This is a genomic window from Paenibacillus sp. FSL W7-1279, from assembly GCF_037969845.1.
Lineage (GTDB): Bacteria > Bacillota > Bacilli > Paenibacillales > Paenibacillaceae > Paenibacillus_AQ.
This window is the reverse complement of sequence record NZ_CP150215.1, coordinates 4195293-4215305: the sequence shown is the minus strand read 5'-3', so window position 1 is coordinate 4215305 and position 20013 is coordinate 4195293. Positions and strand designations below refer to the sequence as shown.

At 48.8% G+C, this 20013-nt stretch carries 19 protein-coding genes and 1 pseudogene; 19 read left to right on the top strand and 1 reads right to left on the bottom strand.

The window, feature by feature from the left end; genetic code table 11:
- Positions 1-112: 112 nt before the first annotated feature.
- The 9 genes from MKY82_RS18675 (at position 113) to MKY82_RS18635 (ending at position 9625) form a co-directional block, all read left to right on the top strand.
- Positions 113-1372, top strand: coding sequence for an MFS transporter (locus MKY82_RS18675; RefSeq protein WP_339294073.1), 1260 nt, complete (start codon positions 113-115; stop codon positions 1370-1372).
- A 357-nt stretch (positions 1373-1729) separates the two neighbouring features.
- The gene (locus MKY82_RS18670; protein WP_071220754.1) at positions 1730-2005 is read left to right on the top strand and encodes an acyl carrier protein; all 276 of its coding nucleotides are present in this window, start codon (positions 1730-1732) and stop codon (positions 2003-2005) included.
- Positions 1992-3506: a hypothetical protein gene (locus MKY82_RS18665; protein WP_339294072.1), complete on the top strand. Its 1515-nt coding sequence runs from the start codon at positions 1992-1994 to the stop codon at positions 3504-3506. Before MKY82_RS18670 ends, MKY82_RS18665 begins: the two co-directional genes overlap by 14 nt.
- Before the next feature lie 22 nt (positions 3507-3528).
- On the top strand, positions 3529-4635 hold the full coding sequence (locus MKY82_RS18660; RefSeq protein ID WP_339294071.1) for a hypothetical protein: 1107 nt from the start codon (positions 3529-3531) through the stop codon (positions 4633-4635).
- On the top strand, positions 4607-5782 hold the full coding sequence (locus MKY82_RS18655) for a radical SAM protein (protein WP_339294070.1): 1176 nt from the start codon (positions 4607-4609) through the stop codon (positions 5780-5782). Before MKY82_RS18660 ends, MKY82_RS18655 begins: the two co-directional genes overlap by 29 nt.
- A gap of 60 nt (positions 5783-5842) precedes the next feature.
- Positions 5843-6826, top strand: coding sequence for an ATP-binding cassette domain-containing protein (locus MKY82_RS18650; RefSeq protein WP_339294069.1), 984 nt, complete (start codon positions 5843-5845; stop codon positions 6824-6826).
- The gene (locus MKY82_RS18645) at positions 6823-7632 is read left to right on the top strand and encodes an ABC-2 family transporter protein (RefSeq protein ID WP_220684945.1); all 810 of its coding nucleotides are present in this window, start codon (positions 6823-6825) and stop codon (positions 7630-7632) included. The genes MKY82_RS18650 and MKY82_RS18645 overlap by 4 nt, the downstream gene beginning before the upstream one ends.
- Before the next feature lie 12 nt (positions 7633-7644).
- Positions 7645-8448: an ABC-2 family transporter protein gene (locus tag MKY82_RS18640; protein WP_220687388.1), complete on the top strand. Its 804-nt coding sequence runs from the start codon at positions 7645-7647 to the stop codon at positions 8446-8448.
- A gap of 133 nt (positions 8449-8581) precedes the next feature.
- On the top strand, positions 8582-9625 hold the full coding sequence (locus tag MKY82_RS18635) for a hypothetical protein (RefSeq protein WP_339294068.1): 1044 nt from the start codon (positions 8582-8584) through the stop codon (positions 9623-9625).
- Between the two features lie 123 nt (positions 9626-9748).
- Here the strand turns inward: MKY82_RS18635 and MKY82_RS18630 are convergent, their stop codons facing one another.
- Entirely contained in the window at positions 9749-10363 is a 615-nt protein-coding gene (locus MKY82_RS18630) for a TetR/AcrR family transcriptional regulator (RefSeq protein WP_339217765.1), read from the bottom strand.
- A 171-nt stretch (positions 10364-10534) separates the two neighbouring features.
- Between MKY82_RS18630 and MKY82_RS18625 the strand changes: the two are divergent.
- From MKY82_RS18625 to MKY82_RS18580, 10 genes and pseudogenes are all read left to right on the top strand, one after another.
- Positions 10535-11224 (top strand): annotated as a pseudogene (locus MKY82_RS18625) (MFS transporter); the annotation flags it as partial.
- Between the two features lie 41 nt (positions 11225-11265).
- Positions 11266-12264, top strand: coding sequence for a phosphotransferase (locus MKY82_RS18620; RefSeq protein WP_339294067.1), 999 nt, complete (start codon positions 11266-11268; stop codon positions 12262-12264).
- 250 nt (positions 12265-12514) lie between these two features.
- On the top strand, positions 12515-12850 hold the full coding sequence (locus tag MKY82_RS18615) for a hypothetical protein (RefSeq protein WP_339294066.1): 336 nt from the start codon (positions 12515-12517) through the stop codon (positions 12848-12850).
- A gap of 146 nt (positions 12851-12996) precedes the next feature.
- A complete protein-coding gene (locus MKY82_RS18610) occupies positions 12997-13581 on the top strand; it encodes a TetR family transcriptional regulator (RefSeq protein WP_194543100.1) in 585 nt (194 codons plus the stop codon).
- A gap of 144 nt (positions 13582-13725) precedes the next feature.
- Positions 13726-14940, top strand: a complete 1215-nt coding sequence (locus tag MKY82_RS18605; RefSeq protein ID WP_339294065.1) for an MFS transporter — start codon at positions 13726-13728, stop codon at positions 14938-14940.
- A gap of 161 nt (positions 14941-15101) precedes the next feature.
- Positions 15102-15755, top strand: coding sequence for an aldo/keto reductase (locus MKY82_RS18600; protein WP_339294064.1), 654 nt, complete (start codon positions 15102-15104; stop codon positions 15753-15755).
- Between the two features lie 111 nt (positions 15756-15866).
- Entirely contained in the window at positions 15867-16634 is a 768-nt protein-coding gene (locus MKY82_RS18595; protein ID WP_194544835.1) for a DeoR/GlpR family DNA-binding transcription regulator, read from the top strand.
- Positions 16635-16952: 318 nt separating this feature from the next.
- Positions 16953-17771, top strand: coding sequence for an MBL fold metallo-hydrolase (locus MKY82_RS18590; RefSeq protein WP_339294063.1), 819 nt, complete (start codon positions 16953-16955; stop codon positions 17769-17771).
- The gene (locus MKY82_RS18585; RefSeq protein ID WP_339294062.1) at positions 17768-19015 is read left to right on the top strand and encodes an MFS transporter; all 1248 of its coding nucleotides are present in this window, start codon (positions 17768-17770) and stop codon (positions 19013-19015) included. Before MKY82_RS18590 ends, MKY82_RS18585 begins: the two co-directional genes overlap by 4 nt.
- A complete protein-coding gene (locus tag MKY82_RS18580) occupies positions 18990-19952 on the top strand; it encodes a metallophosphoesterase family protein (protein ID WP_339294061.1) in 963 nt (320 codons plus the stop codon). The genes MKY82_RS18585 and MKY82_RS18580 overlap by 26 nt, the downstream gene beginning before the upstream one ends.
- Positions 19953-20013 lie beyond the last annotated feature (61 nt).

The following is a 20013-nucleotide window of genomic DNA, read 5'->3' as shown; positions in this document are numbered from 1 at the left end:
ATTGAGGCGAATTATAAATCGATAAAATGAGCAATTAAGAAGAAATATCGCATTTCATTTTAAGTTAAAATGAGTATAATTCGCCTAAGATCATACACGAAAGGGTGGGACGATGTCAGAAATCGTAGATGACAAGAAAATCCATTGGAAGAGAAACATCATTCTCTTCTTAAGCAGCCAGACACTGTCGCTGTTTGGTTCTGCCTTGGTGCAATATGCCATTATGTGGTACATTACACTGACTACGCAGTCAGGCCTCATGATGACGCTGTATATTATTTGCGGATTCATTCCGACGTTTTTGCTGTCGCCGTTTGCAGGCGTTTGGGCGGACCGCTACAACCGTAAATCACTCATTATGATTGCGGATGCTATGATCGCGGTGGTTACGCTGATATTGGCCATTACGTTTATGCTTGGCTACCAAGCGGTTTGGCTGCTGTTTGTCATTTCTGCCGTACGCGCACTCGGGGCAGGCATTCAGACACCGGCGGTCGGAGCGATATTGCCTCAAATCGTGCCGCAAGAGAAGCTAACCAAAGTTAACGGCATCAACGGCAGCTTACAAGCGCTGACCATGTTCGTAGCGCCCATCGTCAGCGCGGCTTTGCTCACCATGGCAACGATCGAGGTGATCTTTTTTATCGACGTCGTTACGGCTGCGATCGCGATATTCACCTTGTTTGTCTTTCTCAAAATTCCGCTGCACAAAAAGGCTTCTGATACGCAAAGCACAGGCTACCTGGACGACTTCAAGGAGGGCTTGGCATATATTAAACAGCATGCCTTTTTAAAATCCTTTTTTATCTTCTTCGCTATTTTCTTTGTGCTTATGGCACCAGCTGCCTTTCTGACTCCGCTGCAGGTTACCCGCAGCTTCGGTGACGACGTATGGCGCTTGACGGCAATCGAGATCGCGTTTTCCGTCGGCATGATGGCAGGAGGAGGGATCATCGCGTCATGGGGCGGCTTCAAAAATAAAGTGTATACGATGGCGATTGCCAGCCTCATCATGGCGGTATCCACCTTTGCGCTCGGCATTGTCCCTGTATTCTGGATTTACTTAGCCATCATGGCCGTGTTCGGAGGAGCGATGCCCATATTTAATACGCCGACCACCGTCATGCTGCAGGAGAAGGTGGACGAAAATTATTTGGGACGAATATTCGGTGTCTTCGGGATGATCTCGACTTCCATGATGCCCATCGGGATGCTGATATTCGGACCGCTTGCCGACGTGGTCAAAATTGAATGGCTGCTGGTCGGTACCGGACTGTTTATGCTCGTGCTTACTGTGTTCTTCGCACGCAACAAACGCTTGGTTGAAGCGGGCATGCCGCTTCCGAAAGAGCAAGAGGCCGCGACGGATTAAAGCTACAATGCCTGGACAGAAAATGGACATACCAAAACGAAACATTAAAATAGTGTCCCAGGCTGGTTTCCTGTTGCCAAGGCACTGTAACGCATATGCTACGTCATAAGTAGAAGGAGCTAGTGACCTTTTGAGGTTACAGCTCCTTTTTATCGTGAGATCGGGCACAGCATTCGGCCATGTTTACTCTATCGAATCCAGTTATATTTTTGGTTGACAGATTTTAACACCGGGAAGATAATAATTGTAACTATGGAAAAAGGAGGGAATCATCTAAGGAGTTTGTATTCATATGGAATCTCTAATCGTAAGGATTCGGTTGTACCTCGTATATCAACCCTTTAAAGGAGTGTAGTCATGTACGATAAAATCGTAGACATTTTGTGCTCTATCAAGGAAGACCAACCGGAACTCCGCCAAAGCCTGTCCCCCGAAACGGATCTAAACAACGATATAGGCCTCGATTCTCTGCAAATGATCCAGTTTATGCTCAAAGTCGAAGATCAGTTAAACGTGGTCATTGACTATGACCAATTCGATTACGAACACCTCCAGTCGATCGACACATTTATCACTTTCCTGAAAAGCTGCCAATCGCAGGAGCAGCCTCTGTACGAAGATGTCAAACCATGAACCTGGTGTGATTCCGAAAATCGTGATGGGTACCTTCGATCCCGAAACGCGGTGGAGGGATCCGGTGCTGGCCCGGCTGCCCGCGATGCCCGATAAGGACCGAGAATCGATTGTCCTATGTATGGACGAGCTGCTTTTTCCATTTTGCGGGCCGGACGACGTCCTTTACACGCGTTGCAAAATCGATCCTGCGCTGCACGAATACCTGAACGGACTGGGTTTTTCTTTTCGGACCCGTTATCACTTTGATTTGAACGAAGAGGATAAACCTTTACCAGGATCGGACGTGTTCAAACAGTGTTTGTTCAGCCTTGCAGCCGAACAAACTCAGGACATTTTTCCGGCAAACAGGATGCTGCAGACTGCCGCTGCCGGTTATTCAAAGGGGGTGGTCTTGCCGGAATCTATCCCTTCCATATATGCCGCTAACGATTTACGGCAAAGGCAATCACCGGATGAGACTTTGTTCTCCAACGCCGCACACATTTTATCGCCCTACGCTATTACAGCAGAAACGGAAGCTTACCTTCATGCTGCCGAACCGTTTAATTCATTACCGGACATGGAGACGGTTGTGCGTGTGAACTCCAAAATATACTCGAGCAGACTTCTGACTAGAATTGGCGAGAAAAGCTGCGGCGTGGAGGCAAACAGCGCTGCGGAAATAGAGGTAATTGGAACTGCCCTTCTGAAACGAGGGCCATATTTACTGAAAGACCCTTTCGGTGTTTCGGGCAAGGGCAACCTGCTCATCGACAGCGAAGCCATGCAGCGAAGGATCGCGGAGCATCTGCATAAACAGGAGGGGAGCGGATTGCGGGTTCAATTCCTGCAGGAGCCCTTGCTGCCAAAGGTGACCGACTTCAGTTCCCACTGGTTCATCCGGGAGAATGGAAAGACGGAGTTCATCTCCGTACAGCGGATGATGAATCACCAGCAAAACTACAGCGGGTCTATCAAAGCCGATGAAGCTTTTATCGGCATGCTTGAGAACGCCGGTTATTTTACCGTGATGGAGAAAGCGCTCCGGGCTTTGGTCGAGGACGGCTATCACGGCTTCGTCTGCTTTGACTCCATGATACTGGAAGACGGAGAAGTCGTTTCCTTTGTGGAGATCAATGCCCGCAAGTCCATGGGACTGATTAACGCCTATCTCGATAAATGGTCGGAACCATACCACCATACCGGCTGGCTTACGTTTTTCTCTCTCGGTCTTCCGGAAGGCTTCACATTCGGGAAACTCCTGCAGGCTCTACGCGAATCCGGTCTTTTGTTGACAACGCCCGGGGATTACGGGATCGTACCGCTATCATCCAATACCGTCATGGTGAACGAGATTCTGAACCGGCGCCGTATCGCCGAAGGAGCACAGAACAACCGAGGCGTACCGAAGGGGCGGCTGTATGTATCGGTGGTGGGTCGTGACGACAGACACCGCAGCCAACTGGTCGAAAGCCTGCGGCAGGTGCTCGCCGACTTGTCCGTTAAAGTGTACAACTAAATCTGGAACTTGGAGGCTGCCCATGAATTCATCTTCGGTTACCTTGCTGGCGTCCGGGAATTCTCTTGGCGCATACATTCCGGCTATGCATCTGCACATGTTCCTGCAGAGCAGAGGTGTCGGAACAGACGTTCAAGTTCTGGAGAACTTGTATCACGAAGAGGTCCGGCACAAGATTCGGTCCACCAAAAAAGCATTCCACGCGGATTTCTCCGTTGCCCGTATGGGGCATAAGCTGGCCAAGCCCGTTGACTCTTCTCTGGACGAGGAGACGGTTCGGAGGATGCTGGAAGGCTGGAAACAGGCCGGTGTCACCCGCTTTGTGGTCTTTACCGGCTTCTGGCTGCCGATTCTGGAGCGTTATAAGGAAGCTGCGGAGATCCCCCTGGACATCCGACTGATTCGGCTGGATGCGATTGATACACCGTCTTATAAGGTGCACAAGCAATTATACCTAAGCTACGACAACGTCTGGTTCTACGATCCTTCAAAGCTCTCGCCGGGCAGCTACCTTGCTACGGACGAAGAAGCACCTCTGCCTTATGCGCAGCGTACCGGACGCATTCTGATCCATGGCGGTGGCTGGGGGATCGGGACCTATGCCGGGACGATCTCAGAACTTCAAAAGCTCGGCCACAGCCTTGATGTGATCGTATATGATCCCTCCGAGGTGAAGGAGGACGACGGGGTTACGCGCTATTTCGGAACGGAGGCCTCCTGGGATCCGTGGAGCAAGGATGCGCAGGGGTGTCACACGTTTCCGCCGATGGTTCGTTATGTCCGGCAAGATGGTGTTCTTCGGGAGTTTCCGCTCGGGAGTTATTCCGCTTACACGGACCTGATGCGTAATTGCGCCGCAATCATCAGCAAACCGGGGGGAGCGACCCTGAACGACTCGCTGGCATTCGGAATCCCTTTTGTTATGCTGGAACCGTTCGGCGACCATGAGCTTCACAATTCAGCCTATTGGGAATCCCGTGGTTTCGGTATCCGTTTTGCGGAGTGGAAAGCCCGGGATTTTTCAAAACCTAAACTGCAGGAGATTTGCAGATGTTTGCTGGAGCAGCGATCCAAAATCAACCATTATGGGAGGAACATCTATGCAGCCGAAAACAGCAGTTACGTTTGATAAACTAACATTCCGCAATATGAAAAGAACCCTGGTGCCGCTCGCGGAAACGGGAAGGAAGCTCAAGGAGGATCCGACATATGCGGCCCCCGTGCCTTATGAGATCGGGATCAAGCTTAATAACGGCTGCAACCTGCGCTGCAAGCACTGCTTCGAATGGAATCCGGAAGGCTTCCATCACGGCTTTGCCAAAGAAGTAAAGAACGACGAAATCGAGATTCCTGTCGTGGAGAAGCTGTTGGCCGAAACGAGAGAACGCAAATCGCGCGTATTCCTGTGGGGCGGGGAGCCGCTGTTCTACTCCAAGTTTGATGAACTGGCGGAGCTGCTGGCCAAAGAAGACCGTTACACAACGATTTGTACGAACGCGATCCTCATTGAAAAGAAGCTGGATTCCATCTTGAAAATGTCAGAAAATCTGGTCATGCTGGTCAGCCTGGAAGGCTTCGAGAAAGAGAATGACGCGATCAGAGGCAAAGGCACGTTCAAGAAAGTGATCCACGCCATAGAGCTGCTGCTGGATTTACAAAAGCAGGGACTGTACAAAGGCAAAGTGTCCGTAGCTCTGACGGTAAATGACCAGATGGTCGGCCAGCTATACAGCTTTATGGAATTCTTCGAAGAGATGGGCGTAGATTCGGTATATTTCTGCTTCCCTTGGTACATCCCTTCCGGGACGGCGGAGAAAATGGACGCCTACTTCGATGCTCATTTCCCGCACCTTGCCTCCCGCTTCGCGGACGACCACAAGAACAGCTGGCACTCCTTCAAGTTCCATATCTCGCCGGACCATTTCGACACGCTGATCGAAGAGCTGAAACGTGTCAATTCGCGTGTATGGAATGTACGGATACGCTATCAGCCCGCACTGGAGCCCGAAGAGGTGGAAGGGTTTATCCGGGGAAGCGAGAAACCGGCCATGAACCGCACGAAGTGCTTCTCGATCTCGAACCGGATGGACGTAATGCCGGACGGCAAGGTGAATCCGTGCAAGTTTTTCCCGGAATTCAGCGTCGGCAATCTGTATGAAGATAGCGTAGCGGATATTTTTCATGGTGAAGATCTTCGGAAACAGCGCGAGGTGCTGGCCTGCGGTCTGATGCCGATTTGCTCAAAATGCGTACTTCTTTATAACAATGGAGTTTAAGCGTTTAAACTTTATGCCGTTCAATCAGGCAAATCAGGCAAACGTTTGGGAGGATCGGAGATGGATTTTATCCGTGTGCGGGAGCTGCACAAATCGTTTGTGTATTACCGGAAACAAGCCGGGCTCAAACATTCATTAAAAAATTTATTTGCCCGCAAGTCACTGGTGAAGGAAGCGGTTAAATCCGTTTCCTTCGATATCGGTCCCGGCGAGTGTGTCGGATTTCTCGGGCCCAATGGGGCGGGCAAGACCACAACGCTTAAAATGTTATCGGGCATTCTATATCCCACGAGCGGGGAAGCCGTTGTACTCGGCTATGTGCCGTGGGAGCGAAAGAACGAGTTCAAACGGCTATTCTCCATTGTGATGGGCCAGAAAAACCAGCTTTGGTGGGACCTTCCCGCCAGCGAGTCGATTTATTTGAACAAATGTATTTATGACGTGGACGATGATCTCTACCGTCGGAGTCTTGCCGAGCTATCGGAAATGCTCGATGTGCAGGACCTTCTGGATGTGCAGGTGCGCCGGCTGTCCCTTGGGGAGCGGATGAAAATGGAGCTCATCGCCGCTCTGATTCACCGCCCTAAGCTGCTTTATCTCGATGAGCCGACGATCGGCCTCGATTTCCCCTCGCAGAAGAAGGTCAGGGAGTTTCTGAAATACTACAATGAACAGTTCGGTGCGTCGATCCTGCTGACGAGCCACTACATGAAGGATGTGGAGGACCTGTGCAAGCGGACGATCATTATTAATGAAGGCAGTATTCTGTATGACGGTGATCTTCACAAAATCAACGATCTTTTTGACGAGCAGAAAATTATAAGGCTGCATTTCTCCGAACCCGTTGCCGAGCAGCGGTTGGCCAAATTCGGGAAAATCGTCAGCGCAGACGACTACAACGCTGTTTTGGAGCTGCCAAAGTACAGGTTGAAGGAAGTGTCGCGTGCCGTGCTCGATTCCTTTCCGATCGTTGACTGGACGATCGAGGACGTGGCGATCGAGGAGAGCATATCGATGCTCTACCGCAAGGAATCCGTCGGATGAACAGACGCAAATTGTATAAGGCTGTGTTTTCAATGGGCGTCCAGCATTCGATGGAGTACCGTTTTCATTTTTTTCTTGGTCTAGTGGGGGCCGCGTTTCCGATTCTTGTCCAGTATTTCATCTGGACGGCGGTGTACCGGCATTCCGGTCAGGCTGCGCTGTTCTCGTATTCGTACGGTCAAATTATTTTGTATACGATCTTGGCGGGATTGGTGTCCAAGCTGATCGCGACTCAGTTCGAGCACCAGATTGCCGACGATATCAAAAACGGCGGTCTTAACAAGTATTTGATCAAACCGGTCAGCTATTTCGGATATCGGCTGGTATCTTTTTTCGGTCAGAAGGCGATCTACTACGGGATTACGGCTTTGCTGCTCTTCGGAATTATTGGGTTCGCATCTGCAGGTGGCGTGCTGGAGCTCCAGGCCATACGCCTGATCTTGTTCGCGGTTACGCTGTCGGGGGCGCTTTTGCTCAATTTTCTGATCGCTTACTGCATCTGCGCGAGTGCATTTTATCTGCATGAGATCTCTTATTTTTTTGTCATTACAAGTTTACTTGTCAATATTTTAAGCGGAGGCATGTTTCCGCTCGAGATCTTCGGGGAGTCGGTAGTGAAGGCACTTCAGTACACGCCATTCCCGTACACGATTTATTTTCCGGTCAATATCCTCAGCGGCAAAGCGGAAGCGGCGGCTATGTACCAAGGGCTGCTCATCCAGTGTGGGTGGATTCTGATGTTCTTCTGGTTATCCCGTCTGACGTGGCGCATTTCCATGAAGAAATATTCGGCAGCAGGGGGGTAGCGGACGTTGCATATGTTTAAAATCACGAGGAAATACATGCGTCTGTACGGTTTATTCATCAAAAATTGTCTCATCGCCCAAATGGAGTTTCGGGGCAATTTTATGATGAGCCTGCTGGTCGAATCCGTCTACCTGCTTGCCAAGCTGCTATATGTGCTGGTCGTGTTCCGTACCGATCTTCATGTTGATGGCATACCGCCCGAAGGGCTGCTTCTATTTATAGGCATGCACACGGTGGTGACCGGAATTTATGTCGGCCTGTTTTTTACAAATTTCATGAAAATTCCGGAATATGTTAAAGACGGCTCGCTTGATTTCATGCTGACGAAGCCGGTATCCCTTCAGTTCATGGCTTCCTTGCGTTACGTCGATTTGGCGCTGCCGATCCCTGATATTCTGGTTGGGTTCGTCATGATCGGCATCGGCTGGCATGCGATGGATATTCCGCTGACGTTCCTGCAGCTAGCGGGGTTTGCCCTGCTGCTGCTCGTCTCCGTTGTCATCACTTACTGCCTGATGATTATCCCGGCGCTGCTTTCATTCTGGTTCGTCCAGACGGGCTCTGTGTCGGAGATCGCGCATTCCGTTTGGGACGCCAACAATTTCCCTATGGCTATATACCCGGCCTGGGTCCGGCGGGTCGGGACTTTTGTTATTCCTCTGTTCCTTATTACCAATTTCGGACCAATGTTTCTGCTTGGGCAGATTAACTGGCTCCATGCGGGCTTGGCGCTGATCGCTTCGCTTCTGCTCTTTGCAGCTGTTCGGCTGCTCTGGAAACAGACAGTGAAAGGTTACAGCAGCGCGAGCAGTTAATCCGGCAGTTTGGTGGGGCGAAAAAGCTGAGCTTGCATTCTCGCATCAGAGAAGGAAGTAGACGTGTCGGGTTAAATCGTCGGAAGACTGCTATCACGATTCCGGATCACTTGTAAGAAAGGAGGAGAATCAGATGAACGCGTTTCAGCTACCGGTGGTGAATCCGCCGCTTAAAGGATTTTTGCGGTGGGCCTACACACTTTCCATCACCAGCATCCATGAAGAAACGAAGCCTTGGTTTTACAGCAATTTTATCCAGCTGTTCTGCAAAAAAAACTTTCTGGAGGACGGCAGGCAGTACTACTTTGATTTTTTTCGGGGCAAGCCCAACGAACTGAATTTCAACAACCCGTTTCTTCTCACCTGCTCCGTCAATTATACGATTCTGGAGAGTTTGGCATTGGACGCTTGGCCGAAATTTTTCGCGGATCAGATCCGAAACGGCTATTATTGCGTTGTGTTTTTGGATGAAGCCAGATTATCGCCTGCGGCCTCCTATCAGAGAGAGCCGTTCCCGCATCATCTTTTTCTATATGGTTACGATTGGGACGAAAGGATCTTCAATGCGTCGATGTTCGATCGTACGGGAGTATACCGCAATTTGCAGATCCCGTTCCGGGAGTTTCAGGACGCCGTTCAGTCCATGAGGCATCTTCTAAAGGAGAAGCTCACGGCCGATCATCATACTTACTTTTATAAATACGAGCCGCATTCTCCATATCCTTTTGATAGAACTGCCGCGATTGACCAACTTCGCGATTATCTAAACGGAGAGACCCGTCTCAACCGGATCAATTACAATTCGGACAACGAAGAAGCATTCGGAATCAAGGTATACGACTATTTACGGCTGTACTATGATGCCGCAGAGGGCAACGATTCCCGGCTCGGTGACCGTAACGATGTAAGACACCTTCATGTGCTCTGGGAACATAAAAAAATGATGAGCGAGCGGATCGGATACTTGGTGGACGAGGCGATCATCCCGTATGACGAGGAGCTGGTGGCTGGCTACAAGGATATCACCAAAAGGGCGATGAAGCTGAGAGATCAGTACATTCGTCATGAACTTCGCGAAGACCACGAAATGTTTGATCGGCTGAGGCTTCGGTTCGATGAATTCCAAAACGAAGAGCCTGTTCTCCTGCAAAAGCTCATTACACTGCTTGATGGCTGAAAAAATACGATGCTTACTGAAAAGACCGGGTTTTCAGCAACAGATTAAGCATGGTTAGAAAACAAAACCTGCTAGCTATGGCTAGCAGGTTTATTGTTCATTAATGGTTAAATGATGCTCTCGTTAGCCTGACTGCGTCGATAAGGCATCCCATACGCTCATCAGTTGAGTGATGGCAGCATCCATTGCTTCGTATGAAATACCGTCCCGGGCTTGCGTTGATATTCCTTGCAGAAATGTTTCAAATAAGGTTACCAGCATGGGGATATCCGTTGAATCCGGCAACTCTCCATTGGCTACGGCCCGCTCGATACAATCTTTTAGCCAACCATGGACTCTGGCCCGTTCCTTGGCAAGCATCTCGCGGATATGTTGTTGCTCGGGTGAACAGTTCACGGCGGACAAAACCAACAGACAACCGGGAGGATGGGAACTTTCTGTCTGCATTCGAGCCGATCGTCGCAGTCCTTGTTCGATGGCCGCTTTTGATGTCAGGTTTGTATCCCTGAAACTTTCAGAGACTTGTCCATAAGTAGAGATATATTGATCCATCACTTCTCGGAACAGGGATTCTTTTGATTCGAAAGCGGCATAAAAACTCGCTGCAGAAATATCGCCCATGGCAGCACGCAACTGAGCTAGCGAAGTGGATTCGTAGCCGTGTTCCCAGAACAGAAGCATGGCGGCAGCAACTGCCTCGTCACGGTTAAAAGCGCGTGGACGTCCCGTTCGTGCCATATAAATGCCCCTCCTTTATCTAATTCTATACTAATCGATCCAGAAGTCCTTGACAAGAGAGAAGGGTCAATCTAATATGTGGAATGATCGATCCATAAATAATTTGCTCTTGAGGAGGAAACTATTTTGCCACAATTATCATCTTCTAAGGGTACGGCACAAACGGGCAACATGCCCGTCGCCAGGCTTCCTTGGTTAGCACTGCTCGCGCTTGCGATGACTGGATTTATTTGTATTTTTACAGAAACCATTCCGGCGGGTTTACTGCCGCATATTGCGGGAGGTTTGAATATTGCGACAGGGATGGCCGGGCAACTCGTCACTTCCTATGCTTTGGGTTCCATTGTGGCGGCAATCCCGTTTGCGATGTTTACCGGAGGGATGAGACGACGTTCGCTTCTGCTAGCCATTATTGTAGGTTTTTTGATCTTCAACTCGATGACCGCATTGTCTAGCAGCTATGTATTGACTTTGGTCGCTCTATTTTTTGCCGGCGTATCTGCGGGTGCCGCATGGGGGATGATTGCCGGGTACGCACGGCGTATGGTTTCGGATGCTTTAAGAGGCCGTGCCTTAGCAGTCGCGATGGTTGGCACTCCGATAGCTCTTACACTCGGTGTGCCGGTGGGCACCTTGCTCGGTGACCTCATTGGTTGGCGCCTTGTATTCGGACTCATGTCTCTGCTGACTCTCGTATTAATTGGATGGGTTCTGTGGCAGGTGCCGGACTATCCCGGGCAGCCTGCAAATCAAAGAATGACCATCCGTCAGGTGTTTGTCATGCCCGGCATCCGTCCGATTCTTATGGTGGTATTGACATGGATGCTGGCTCACAATATTTTATATACGTATATCGCGCCGTTATGGAGCATATGAATATGGATTCGCATACAGGAGGGCGTATGGACCAAAACGTAAAATTAATGTTCTTGGACGAACATGCCAATGAAGGTGCAGCGCGGTTCGGAGTCAGCTCCAAGGAGCTGACCTTCCTTGGAGGATTTCAAAACTTTATATATTCCTATGATCGCAATGATATAAAATATATCCTCCGTTTCACAGCGAGCACTCATCGCACAGGAGAAGAACTTGCAGCTGAAATAGAATGGATTCGTTATCTATCAAAGAATGGGCTGGCGGTCTCAGACTCGTTATCTTCGATGAATGGAAACGACTTCGAACGAATCCGAGGAACTCATATTGATTTCTACGTGACCTCTTTCAGATATGCGCCTGGTCGTAAAATCGGATATCCGGAATGCCTAGGCAATCCCTTACTTTACGAGCAATGTGGACGCGTGACTGGCCGTCTCCATGAACTGTCGAAGCGTTACAAACAAAAGGTAAAAAGGCACACTTGGGAAAACAATGAATACCTCTTACAGGCCCAAAAATATATACCGGAAGAGCACCTACCCATGCTTCTTGCGCTTGATGATCTTAAGAGACAGTTGTCCAGTCTCCGTATTACTACTGATAATTTCGGTTTGATACACGGAGATATCAATGTAGGAAATTTTATGGTTGATGAATCAGGGGAATTAACGCTTTTCGACTTTGACGAATGTCAGTATAGTTGGTATGTCGAAGACATTGCGATCCAGTTATATTACCTGCTGTATGTATTTGGGGAAGATTCCAAAGTTGAACGAAAGGCGCAGTACGAGCTTTTCATGAAACATTTTGAGCGAGGCTATACAGAGGATAACCGTCAAATGCCTGAGGGCTGGAGGGATCAGTTGGGGCTTTTCCTGAGGCTGCGTGAAATTATCGTAGTCGTCGGCATGCACCGAAGCTGGGATTTAAGTCAACCAGACGATTGGACTCGCGACTTTTTAAGGGATAGCAGGATGCGGATTATACATGGGATTTCGTTGATCGACGAATTCCAGTCATCCTAAATGGGAGGGTAGGATAGAACAAGCATGGTTATATGTTGTTTACATGTGGTTGGGATATTGGATAATTCTGGGCTGTGATTGATGTTATAATCAAAGTGGACGCTTTATTTCGAGACGAGGGAGGAGATGGCGGCTGAACAAGCGTACATGGTATATCTTTCTGGCAATTTGTGTCCTGATTCTAATCAGCGCAACGATATATTCGGCGTCTCAAAACAGAACATCGTTTAAGGAGATGGTGCTCGATCAATTGATTGAGCCTAAGACCATAAACCATATGAGCGTCAGGAAAAATCGGTTCCGTTCGAACGAGCAAGAGATACAAATTACAGATCCTGCGGAGATTGAGCGGATTATGAACAGCTTTTCCGAAGTCAAACTGCGTAAAACCAGCAGAGTGGATTACGGTAGCGAAGAATATGAAGTTTGGTTTCAGGGTCGAAATGGCCCGACCTTCTCTATGTACTTCTTTAGCCCTGACCACGTTCGAATCCATAACGGTTCGAGCAATCACAAAAGGTATGGCAAGGAATATAAAATTGTAAACGACTTCGATCGTGGGGTCATCGAAAATCTATTTAAATAGACGAATGTTTTTCATTGTGGAAAACCAAGGCCGTTTGAAGATCATCTCAGTCCGTATCATTTTGATCGTCCTCTGCTGTTTAAAAATAAATACTGGAATGTTCGTTCCGATTGGTATATACTCATGTAGAAAAGGAGGGAGTATCGATGGGACGGACCAAAGAATTTGACCGGGAGCAAGTGCTGCGCAAAGCCATGATCGTTTTTTGGGAAAAAGGATATGAGGCTGCAAGCATACCGGATTTATTGGAATCCATGGAGTTGAGCAGATCCAGTATGTACGAAACGTTTCAGGATAAACAGACGCTGTATTACGAAGCCATCCAATATTATAAAAAAATGTCGCAAAAAAAACGTGATCAAATGATACATGCAACTTCTGCGATCGCGGGAATCCGCCAGTATTTCGAGCTGCATATCATGAACGCTTTTGCCACGCACGGCGAAGCTTTCCCTAATGGATGTCTGATTACGAATGCTTCCGTTGGTTTGGATACGGTGGATGAGCCTTTGCAGAATACGATTCGCCAAAGCTTTACGGAATTGGAGCAGCTGTTTTATGAGACGTTAAAGAAAGGGCAAGAAACGGGAGAAATAGCCCCGGAGAAAGATATTAAAATGTTATCGTACCTGCTCCTGAACCTCAACCATAGCATTAACGTAATGGCCAGAATCAAAAGCGATATTAATAAAGTCCATGGTATGATGGATGCGGTCTTCGAGATGCTGTAAACCTATTTTTTTAGGAAACTGGAATGATCATTCCTGAAAGGATTTCCCCTTGCTTATGAGCATAGGAGGGGGGAATTGTCTCTATTCTGGAATGAACGTTCCTGTAATATAACGCAATAATTCATAAAAAAGGAGTGTTTATCAATGTCTGAAAACGAAAAGGAAATGCCGGAGAAATCCGTATCAACATGGATCACGCTGATTCTTGCAGTTGCCTGTGGGTTGATCGTTGCAAATCTTTACTATACTCAACCTTTAATTGAATCGATCAGCTCGGCCATCGGGTTATCTTCGGAAGCCGCAGGTCTGATCGTGACGCTGACCCAAATCGGTTACGGGATCGGCTTGTTATTTATCGTCCCTTTGGGGGATTTGCTTGAAAACCGCAAATTGGTGGTTATGCTGCTGATTCTGACGTCTATTGTTTTGATCATCGCGGCTGAAGCCCGAAGTGCGGCTCTGTTTCTTGCCGCTTCCTTGTTTATAGGTGTCGGGGCCGTTGCGGCCCAGATCCTAGTTCCATATGCGGCGCATCTTTCCCCTGAGGAGACGCGTGGACGTAATGTAGGCAACGTAATGAGCGGTTTGTTATTGGGTATTATGTTGGCCCGTCCGGTTTCGAGTATGGTAGATACATATTTCGGCTGGCATGCCATCTTTATGATTTCCTCCGCTATGCTCTTGGTACTGGCTCTTGTATTGGCAAAAGTCCTTCCGGCAAGGCAGCCGCAAACGAAGGACAAATATCCGGTTATCATCTCATCCATGCTGCATCTGCTCAAGACAACGCCGATTCTGCGGCGCCGCGCACTGTATCACGCGTTTTTGTTCGGCATGTTTAGTCTGTTCTGGACAACGGTTCCGCTCGTTTTAACGAGTCCGGTGTTTCATTTTTCTTCAACAGGTGTAGCACTTTTCGCTTTGGCAGGGGTTTCTGGTGCGGCGGCGGCTCCTATTGCTGGCCGCTTTGCAGATAAAGGCCTGATACGTTCGGCAACGGGATTGTCCATCGCGCTGGTGATTCTATCGGGTCTTTTGCCGATTATGTTTCCTGGAGGTTCTATATTTTCTATCGTTATCCTCGTAATTGCTGCTATTCTGCTCGACATGGGTGTGTCCGCCAATTTGGTGTTGGGACAGCGAGCGATTTTCGCTTTGGGAGCTGAGGTGCGCAGTCGGCTGAACGGCATGTATATGGCGATCTTTTTTGCGGGTGGAGCCATTGGCTCCGCAGCCGGGGGTTGGGCGTACGCCATGGGCGGCTGGAAAGCGGCGATGTGGGTTGGCGTTCTATTTCCGATCCTGGCATTACTGTACTTTTTTACGGAAAAAAGAGGGGCTCACGGCGATATGAGATGAATGATGGTCAAGCCTTTCGTGAATGCGACATTGATTTTTTAAATGGCTCTAGTTGAGTACGTGTGAATATATCGGTGTTTATGTTTGACATAGCCGCGTAAATTCGCGGCTATGTCAACAAGGGAAAATATGGATCTCAATGCGGTCTTCCACGCGAAGAGTTGTTCATTACTTCAAAGGTATGGACAACCGATCTTGAATATCGCGCAACGAAGAAGGCGTTTGAGGAGACCTGTCGGAAACTGAATGTTACGTATCTCGATATGTATTTGATTCATTTTGCTGGCCCTCATTACGAGAAGGCATGGGCGGCGATGGAGGATTTGTACATGGAAGGGAGAATTAAAGTTATCGGCGTAGCAAATTTCGAAATCGAGCATTTGGAGCATCTCAAAAAGCAATCTCGGATATCACCGATGATCAATCAGATCGAAACGCACCCAGAGTTTCAACAACACGATGTGCATGATTATATGAATCGTGATCGGATACTGCATGAAGCATGGGGACCACTGGGACAAGGAAACAAGGCCTTGCTGGAGCATCCGGTTCTCGTTGAGATTGCCCGTAATCATCAAAAGTCAGTTGCACAAGTCGTATTACGCTGGCATATAAACCGTGGAATTATTATCATCCCTAAATCGTCAAATTTGATTAGGATAAAGGAAAACAGCGAAATTTTTGATTTTGACCTAAGCGAGGAAGAAATGGACCGAATCCGGCAGCTGAACACGGGTAAAAGATATTCAGTTAACCCGACTGGCTACATGATAAGTCCGATTTACATACGGTTGATGAAGCTATTTGTAAAATAAGTGTGGGCTGGATCTTAAACGAAATAGCACAATCAGGTAGAACAGGAGGATTACATGCTTTTTATGGTAAACTTCTAATTAAGAAGTTTAGGCAAGTAAGGAGTGGAGCAGTTGTTTGCTGAGCAGCGGCATCAAATCATTATTCAGAAACTGAATCAGGACAAATCGATTCGAGCGTCGGAGCTCATGGAGCATTTCGGAGTTTCGTTTGAGACGATCAGACGTGATCTGGAATATTTAGAAAGCGAAGGCTACCTGCGGCGGGTGCACGGCGGGGCGATTCTGAAGGAGCCCGACTATAGCCGGGAAATCCCGCTGCCGATCCGCGAATCGATATATATGGAAGAGAAGGCGGAGCTTTCTCAAATCGCGGTACGTTATGTGACCGAAGGGATGTCCATCGCGCTTGATCCCAGTACGACAAACACCCAGATTGCGAAGGCGCTGAAAGCCAAGTTCGATCGATTAACCGTGATTACGAACTCGCTTCCGATCGTCAACGAACTGGTTTCGATGCCAGGATATACGGTGATTATGACCGGGGGCGTAATTCGTCATGAAGAGCAAAGCATCATCGGAGATTTGGCGGAGGAGTTTTCATCACGCTTCCATGCGGATCTGTTCTTTATGAGTATGAGCGGGGTTACGTTGGAAGCAGGGATTACAGATTACGGAGTCGGCGAAATTCAAGTGAAAAAAATAATGCTCGCGAACGCAAAGCGCTGCATCGCCCTCGCAGACAGCAGCAAGTTCGGGCAAAATTCATTTATCAAAGTATGCGGGGCAGCGGAAGTCGAACGGTTTGTGACGGATTCCAAAATCGACCGGGATATCGTTGAACAATTTCGCAAGAACGGCATCGAAATCGTATACAAATAATAAAAATCCTATGAACGATTCTTGGTTTCCACGAACCAGGAATCTTTTTTTATATATTTTGAAAGTGCTTGTTATGGAGTTGTATTTGTGTGTGTTTGTATGTTTCTAATATTCCGACATGGCTCACACAGTTCTACTGTTCTTCCGACCAGGCAGTTTATCGATTAACTAGAGTATTTATACTCAACAGATTCCGGCAGAAAAAGAGTTGCACCTAATTAAATAATGTATGTGATTGATTGTGTATATGTGGTATTATTTGTATCAAATCAAGGAACCGAGAAATGAACCATTGCTTTTCAAAAGGAGGAGAAACCAGTGAAGATTCATTTTCTAGGCACAGCCGCAGCCGAAGGATTTCCAAACCCGTTCTGCCGCTGCGATGCCTGCAGCAAGGCGAGGTCGCTTGGAGGAAAAAATATTCGAACAAGAAGCTCTATTTTGATCGACGATTTGATCAAGGTCGATTATTCTGCAGATTCCCATATGCAGGCGCTCCGTGATCGGATCGACTTGGGTGCGGTTGAGCACCTGTTGTTTACGCATACGCATTACGACCATTTTCAGCCGTCGGATCTGTACAACCGAGTTGAAGGATTTGCGCACGGTATCGATCATCCCTTACATATCTATGGCAACGATGTTGCCATTAGCCAGACCGTTACTGCACTGGGGCCGGACGCTGGAGGCAGGTTTGCCTTCCATTTATTGCGCCCGTTCGAGACGATTTCATTGGGCGATACACGAGTCACCCCTTTGCTTGCGAATCATGACCCCATGGAAACTTGTTTGCTGTTTTACATAGAAAAAGGGGGCAAAACGCTATTTTACGGCAATGACACCGGATGGCCGCATGACGATACTTGGGAATGGCTTCAACGCAAAAGGATCGATATGGCGATCCTTGATTGTACGCATAGCTATACGAACAATAAGCGAAATCCAAATCATATGGGGATTGAGAGTGTGCTGGAGGTTCAGCGCGTATGGCGGGACGAAGGTACGCTTGGGCGTGACGCTCTTATATACGTGACTCACTTTACACACAATTCCGATTTTCTGCATGATGATTTTGATCGCGCTTTCGAGCCCGCGGGCATTAAGGTGGCTTACGATGGCCTGATCGTCGACCTATGACGAGTGACAGCAGCAACGCGATAGAACAGCGCCAGATTAGGATTGTCGGTATCGTAACGGCGCTAACCCTCTTCGGCGACTCGATGCTGTACATTGTCCTCCCCGTGTATTGGAAGGAAGCGGGACTGGACGCCCTTTGGCAGGTAGGCGTGCTGTTGTCCGTAAACCGACTAGTAAGGCTGCCCCTTAATCCTGTCATTGGCTGGCTGTATCATCGCATGTCGCTTCGAACCGGTCTATTCATCTCTGTGTTGTTAGCGGCGCTTACCACAGTAGGATACGGCGTCTTCAAAGGGTTCGTGCTTTGGATAGCTTTGCGGGCGGTGTGGGGAATTGCATGGTCCTTGATGCGAATGGGCGGATATTTGACCGTCATTCGTTACTCGGACGATACCAATCGAGGGCGATTTATGGGAACGTATAACGGATTGTGGCGCCTGGGCAGCCTGGTTGGCGTGCTGTTCGGAGGGTTTCTCGTACCCATGCTCGGACTGCAGTCCGTCTCGATCATCTTTGGTTTGATGGCATTGGCCGGACTTCCGTTGATCGCGGCATCCATAAGTCCGGGAAAAGCGTCCAGCTCACATCAACTGGAATTACCTCCCGGTAAGACAAAAACGGTATGGTCGCTGCAGGTAAAGAAAATCGTGATAAGCGGACTAATTATATCCTTGCTGCACGCCGTGTTCGGCGCGACGCTTACGTATCTCATTGATACGAGTTATCCAAAGGGAATCCCGTGGTTCGGTCTGATCATCGGCAGCACGGTGTTGGGCGGCGTATTGACAGCGCTTCGCTGTGCTTGGGAGCCGTTCTTGGCCCGATGGTTCGGACAGCGTACGGATGGGCCGAGAGGAAGGCTGCCTTTATTCATGCTCTCGCTTGCGGGTGCGGCAGCGGGTTATGCGTTACTTCCGTGGCAGCTGCCGCTCGGTATATGGATTGTTATCGTTATTTTTGTCATGATCACAAGCACTGCGCTTGGCACCATTATGGACGCCATGGCTTCTGACGCTGCGAAGAGTACTTCCGTTATTACAGTCATGACTGCTTATTCCGTATCTACCGATTTAGGGGCGGCGATCGGCCCGACGTTAATTTATTGGGTGGTCGGCTCGCAGTATGGCGTGACATCGATGTATTTGGCGTGCGCTGCTGTATTCGTTTTGATCGGGTTATGGTATTGGAAGGAATATGTGACAAAGGGGCGGGTATATCTTGGAGAAAAAGCTGAAGTTTCGTGAGGATGGAACGTTTGTCATTGTACAGTTTTCTGATGTAGAGTTTATTGACGCTGAGGATCACGATCCGGAGACGCCGCTTCTCGACTCGATGACGAAGGCGACGATGGAGAGAATCATTGCGATTGAGCAGCCGGATCTTGTTGTGTTTGCAGGCGACTTGACGGCAAGCGCTAGAAGTAAAGATCCGCTGCAATCGTTCCGCAGCGCTGTCGCTGTCGCTGAGGAAAACCGCGTAGCATGGGCGGCTGTGTTTGGCAATCATGACTCGGAAGGAAGCGTACCGCGTAAAAGGATGCATGAGGAGCAGCTCCTGCATGAATATTGCGTAGCCAAACCGGATCCACCGGGCGTAAGCGGAGCCGGAAATTATGTGCTGACGGTTGACGATTCCAAGGGAAGGCCGGCAGCTTCGTTGTTCTTCCTAGACAGCGGTGATTACTCACCGATGGATGCGGTGGGCGGATACGATTGGATACGCCGGGATCAAATCGAATGGTATGCATCTGAATCTCGGCAATTAGCCGATCGAAATGGTGGAGAGCCTTTGCCTGCACTGGCTTTTTTCCATATTCCGCTCCCGGAATACAAAGAGGTGTGGAAGACGAAGGTGTGCGAGGGCCACTGTAGCGAATGGATCAGCTCGCCTGAACTGAACTCCGGCTTGTTCGCCGCCATGGTGGAGATGGGCGATGTTATGGGCACGTTTGTCGGACATGATCACTCGAATGATTACTGCGGGACACTGCAAGGCATTCGTCTTTGTTATGGGAGGTCTACTCGTTACGTTAGTTATGTAGACGGTGTGCGCAAAGACAAATTTCCGACGGGCGCAAGAGTCATTCGATTAAGAGAACATGAGCGACAGTTTGAGACATGGATCCGCCAAAGCGACGGGCTTGTCGCGGAAATGCCGCTGCATGAGCCGGATGCTCGGTAAGTTACCCTTTCCCACGCAATTTCTCTTCACCAATATAGAATTCCAAAAATGTTCTGAATAA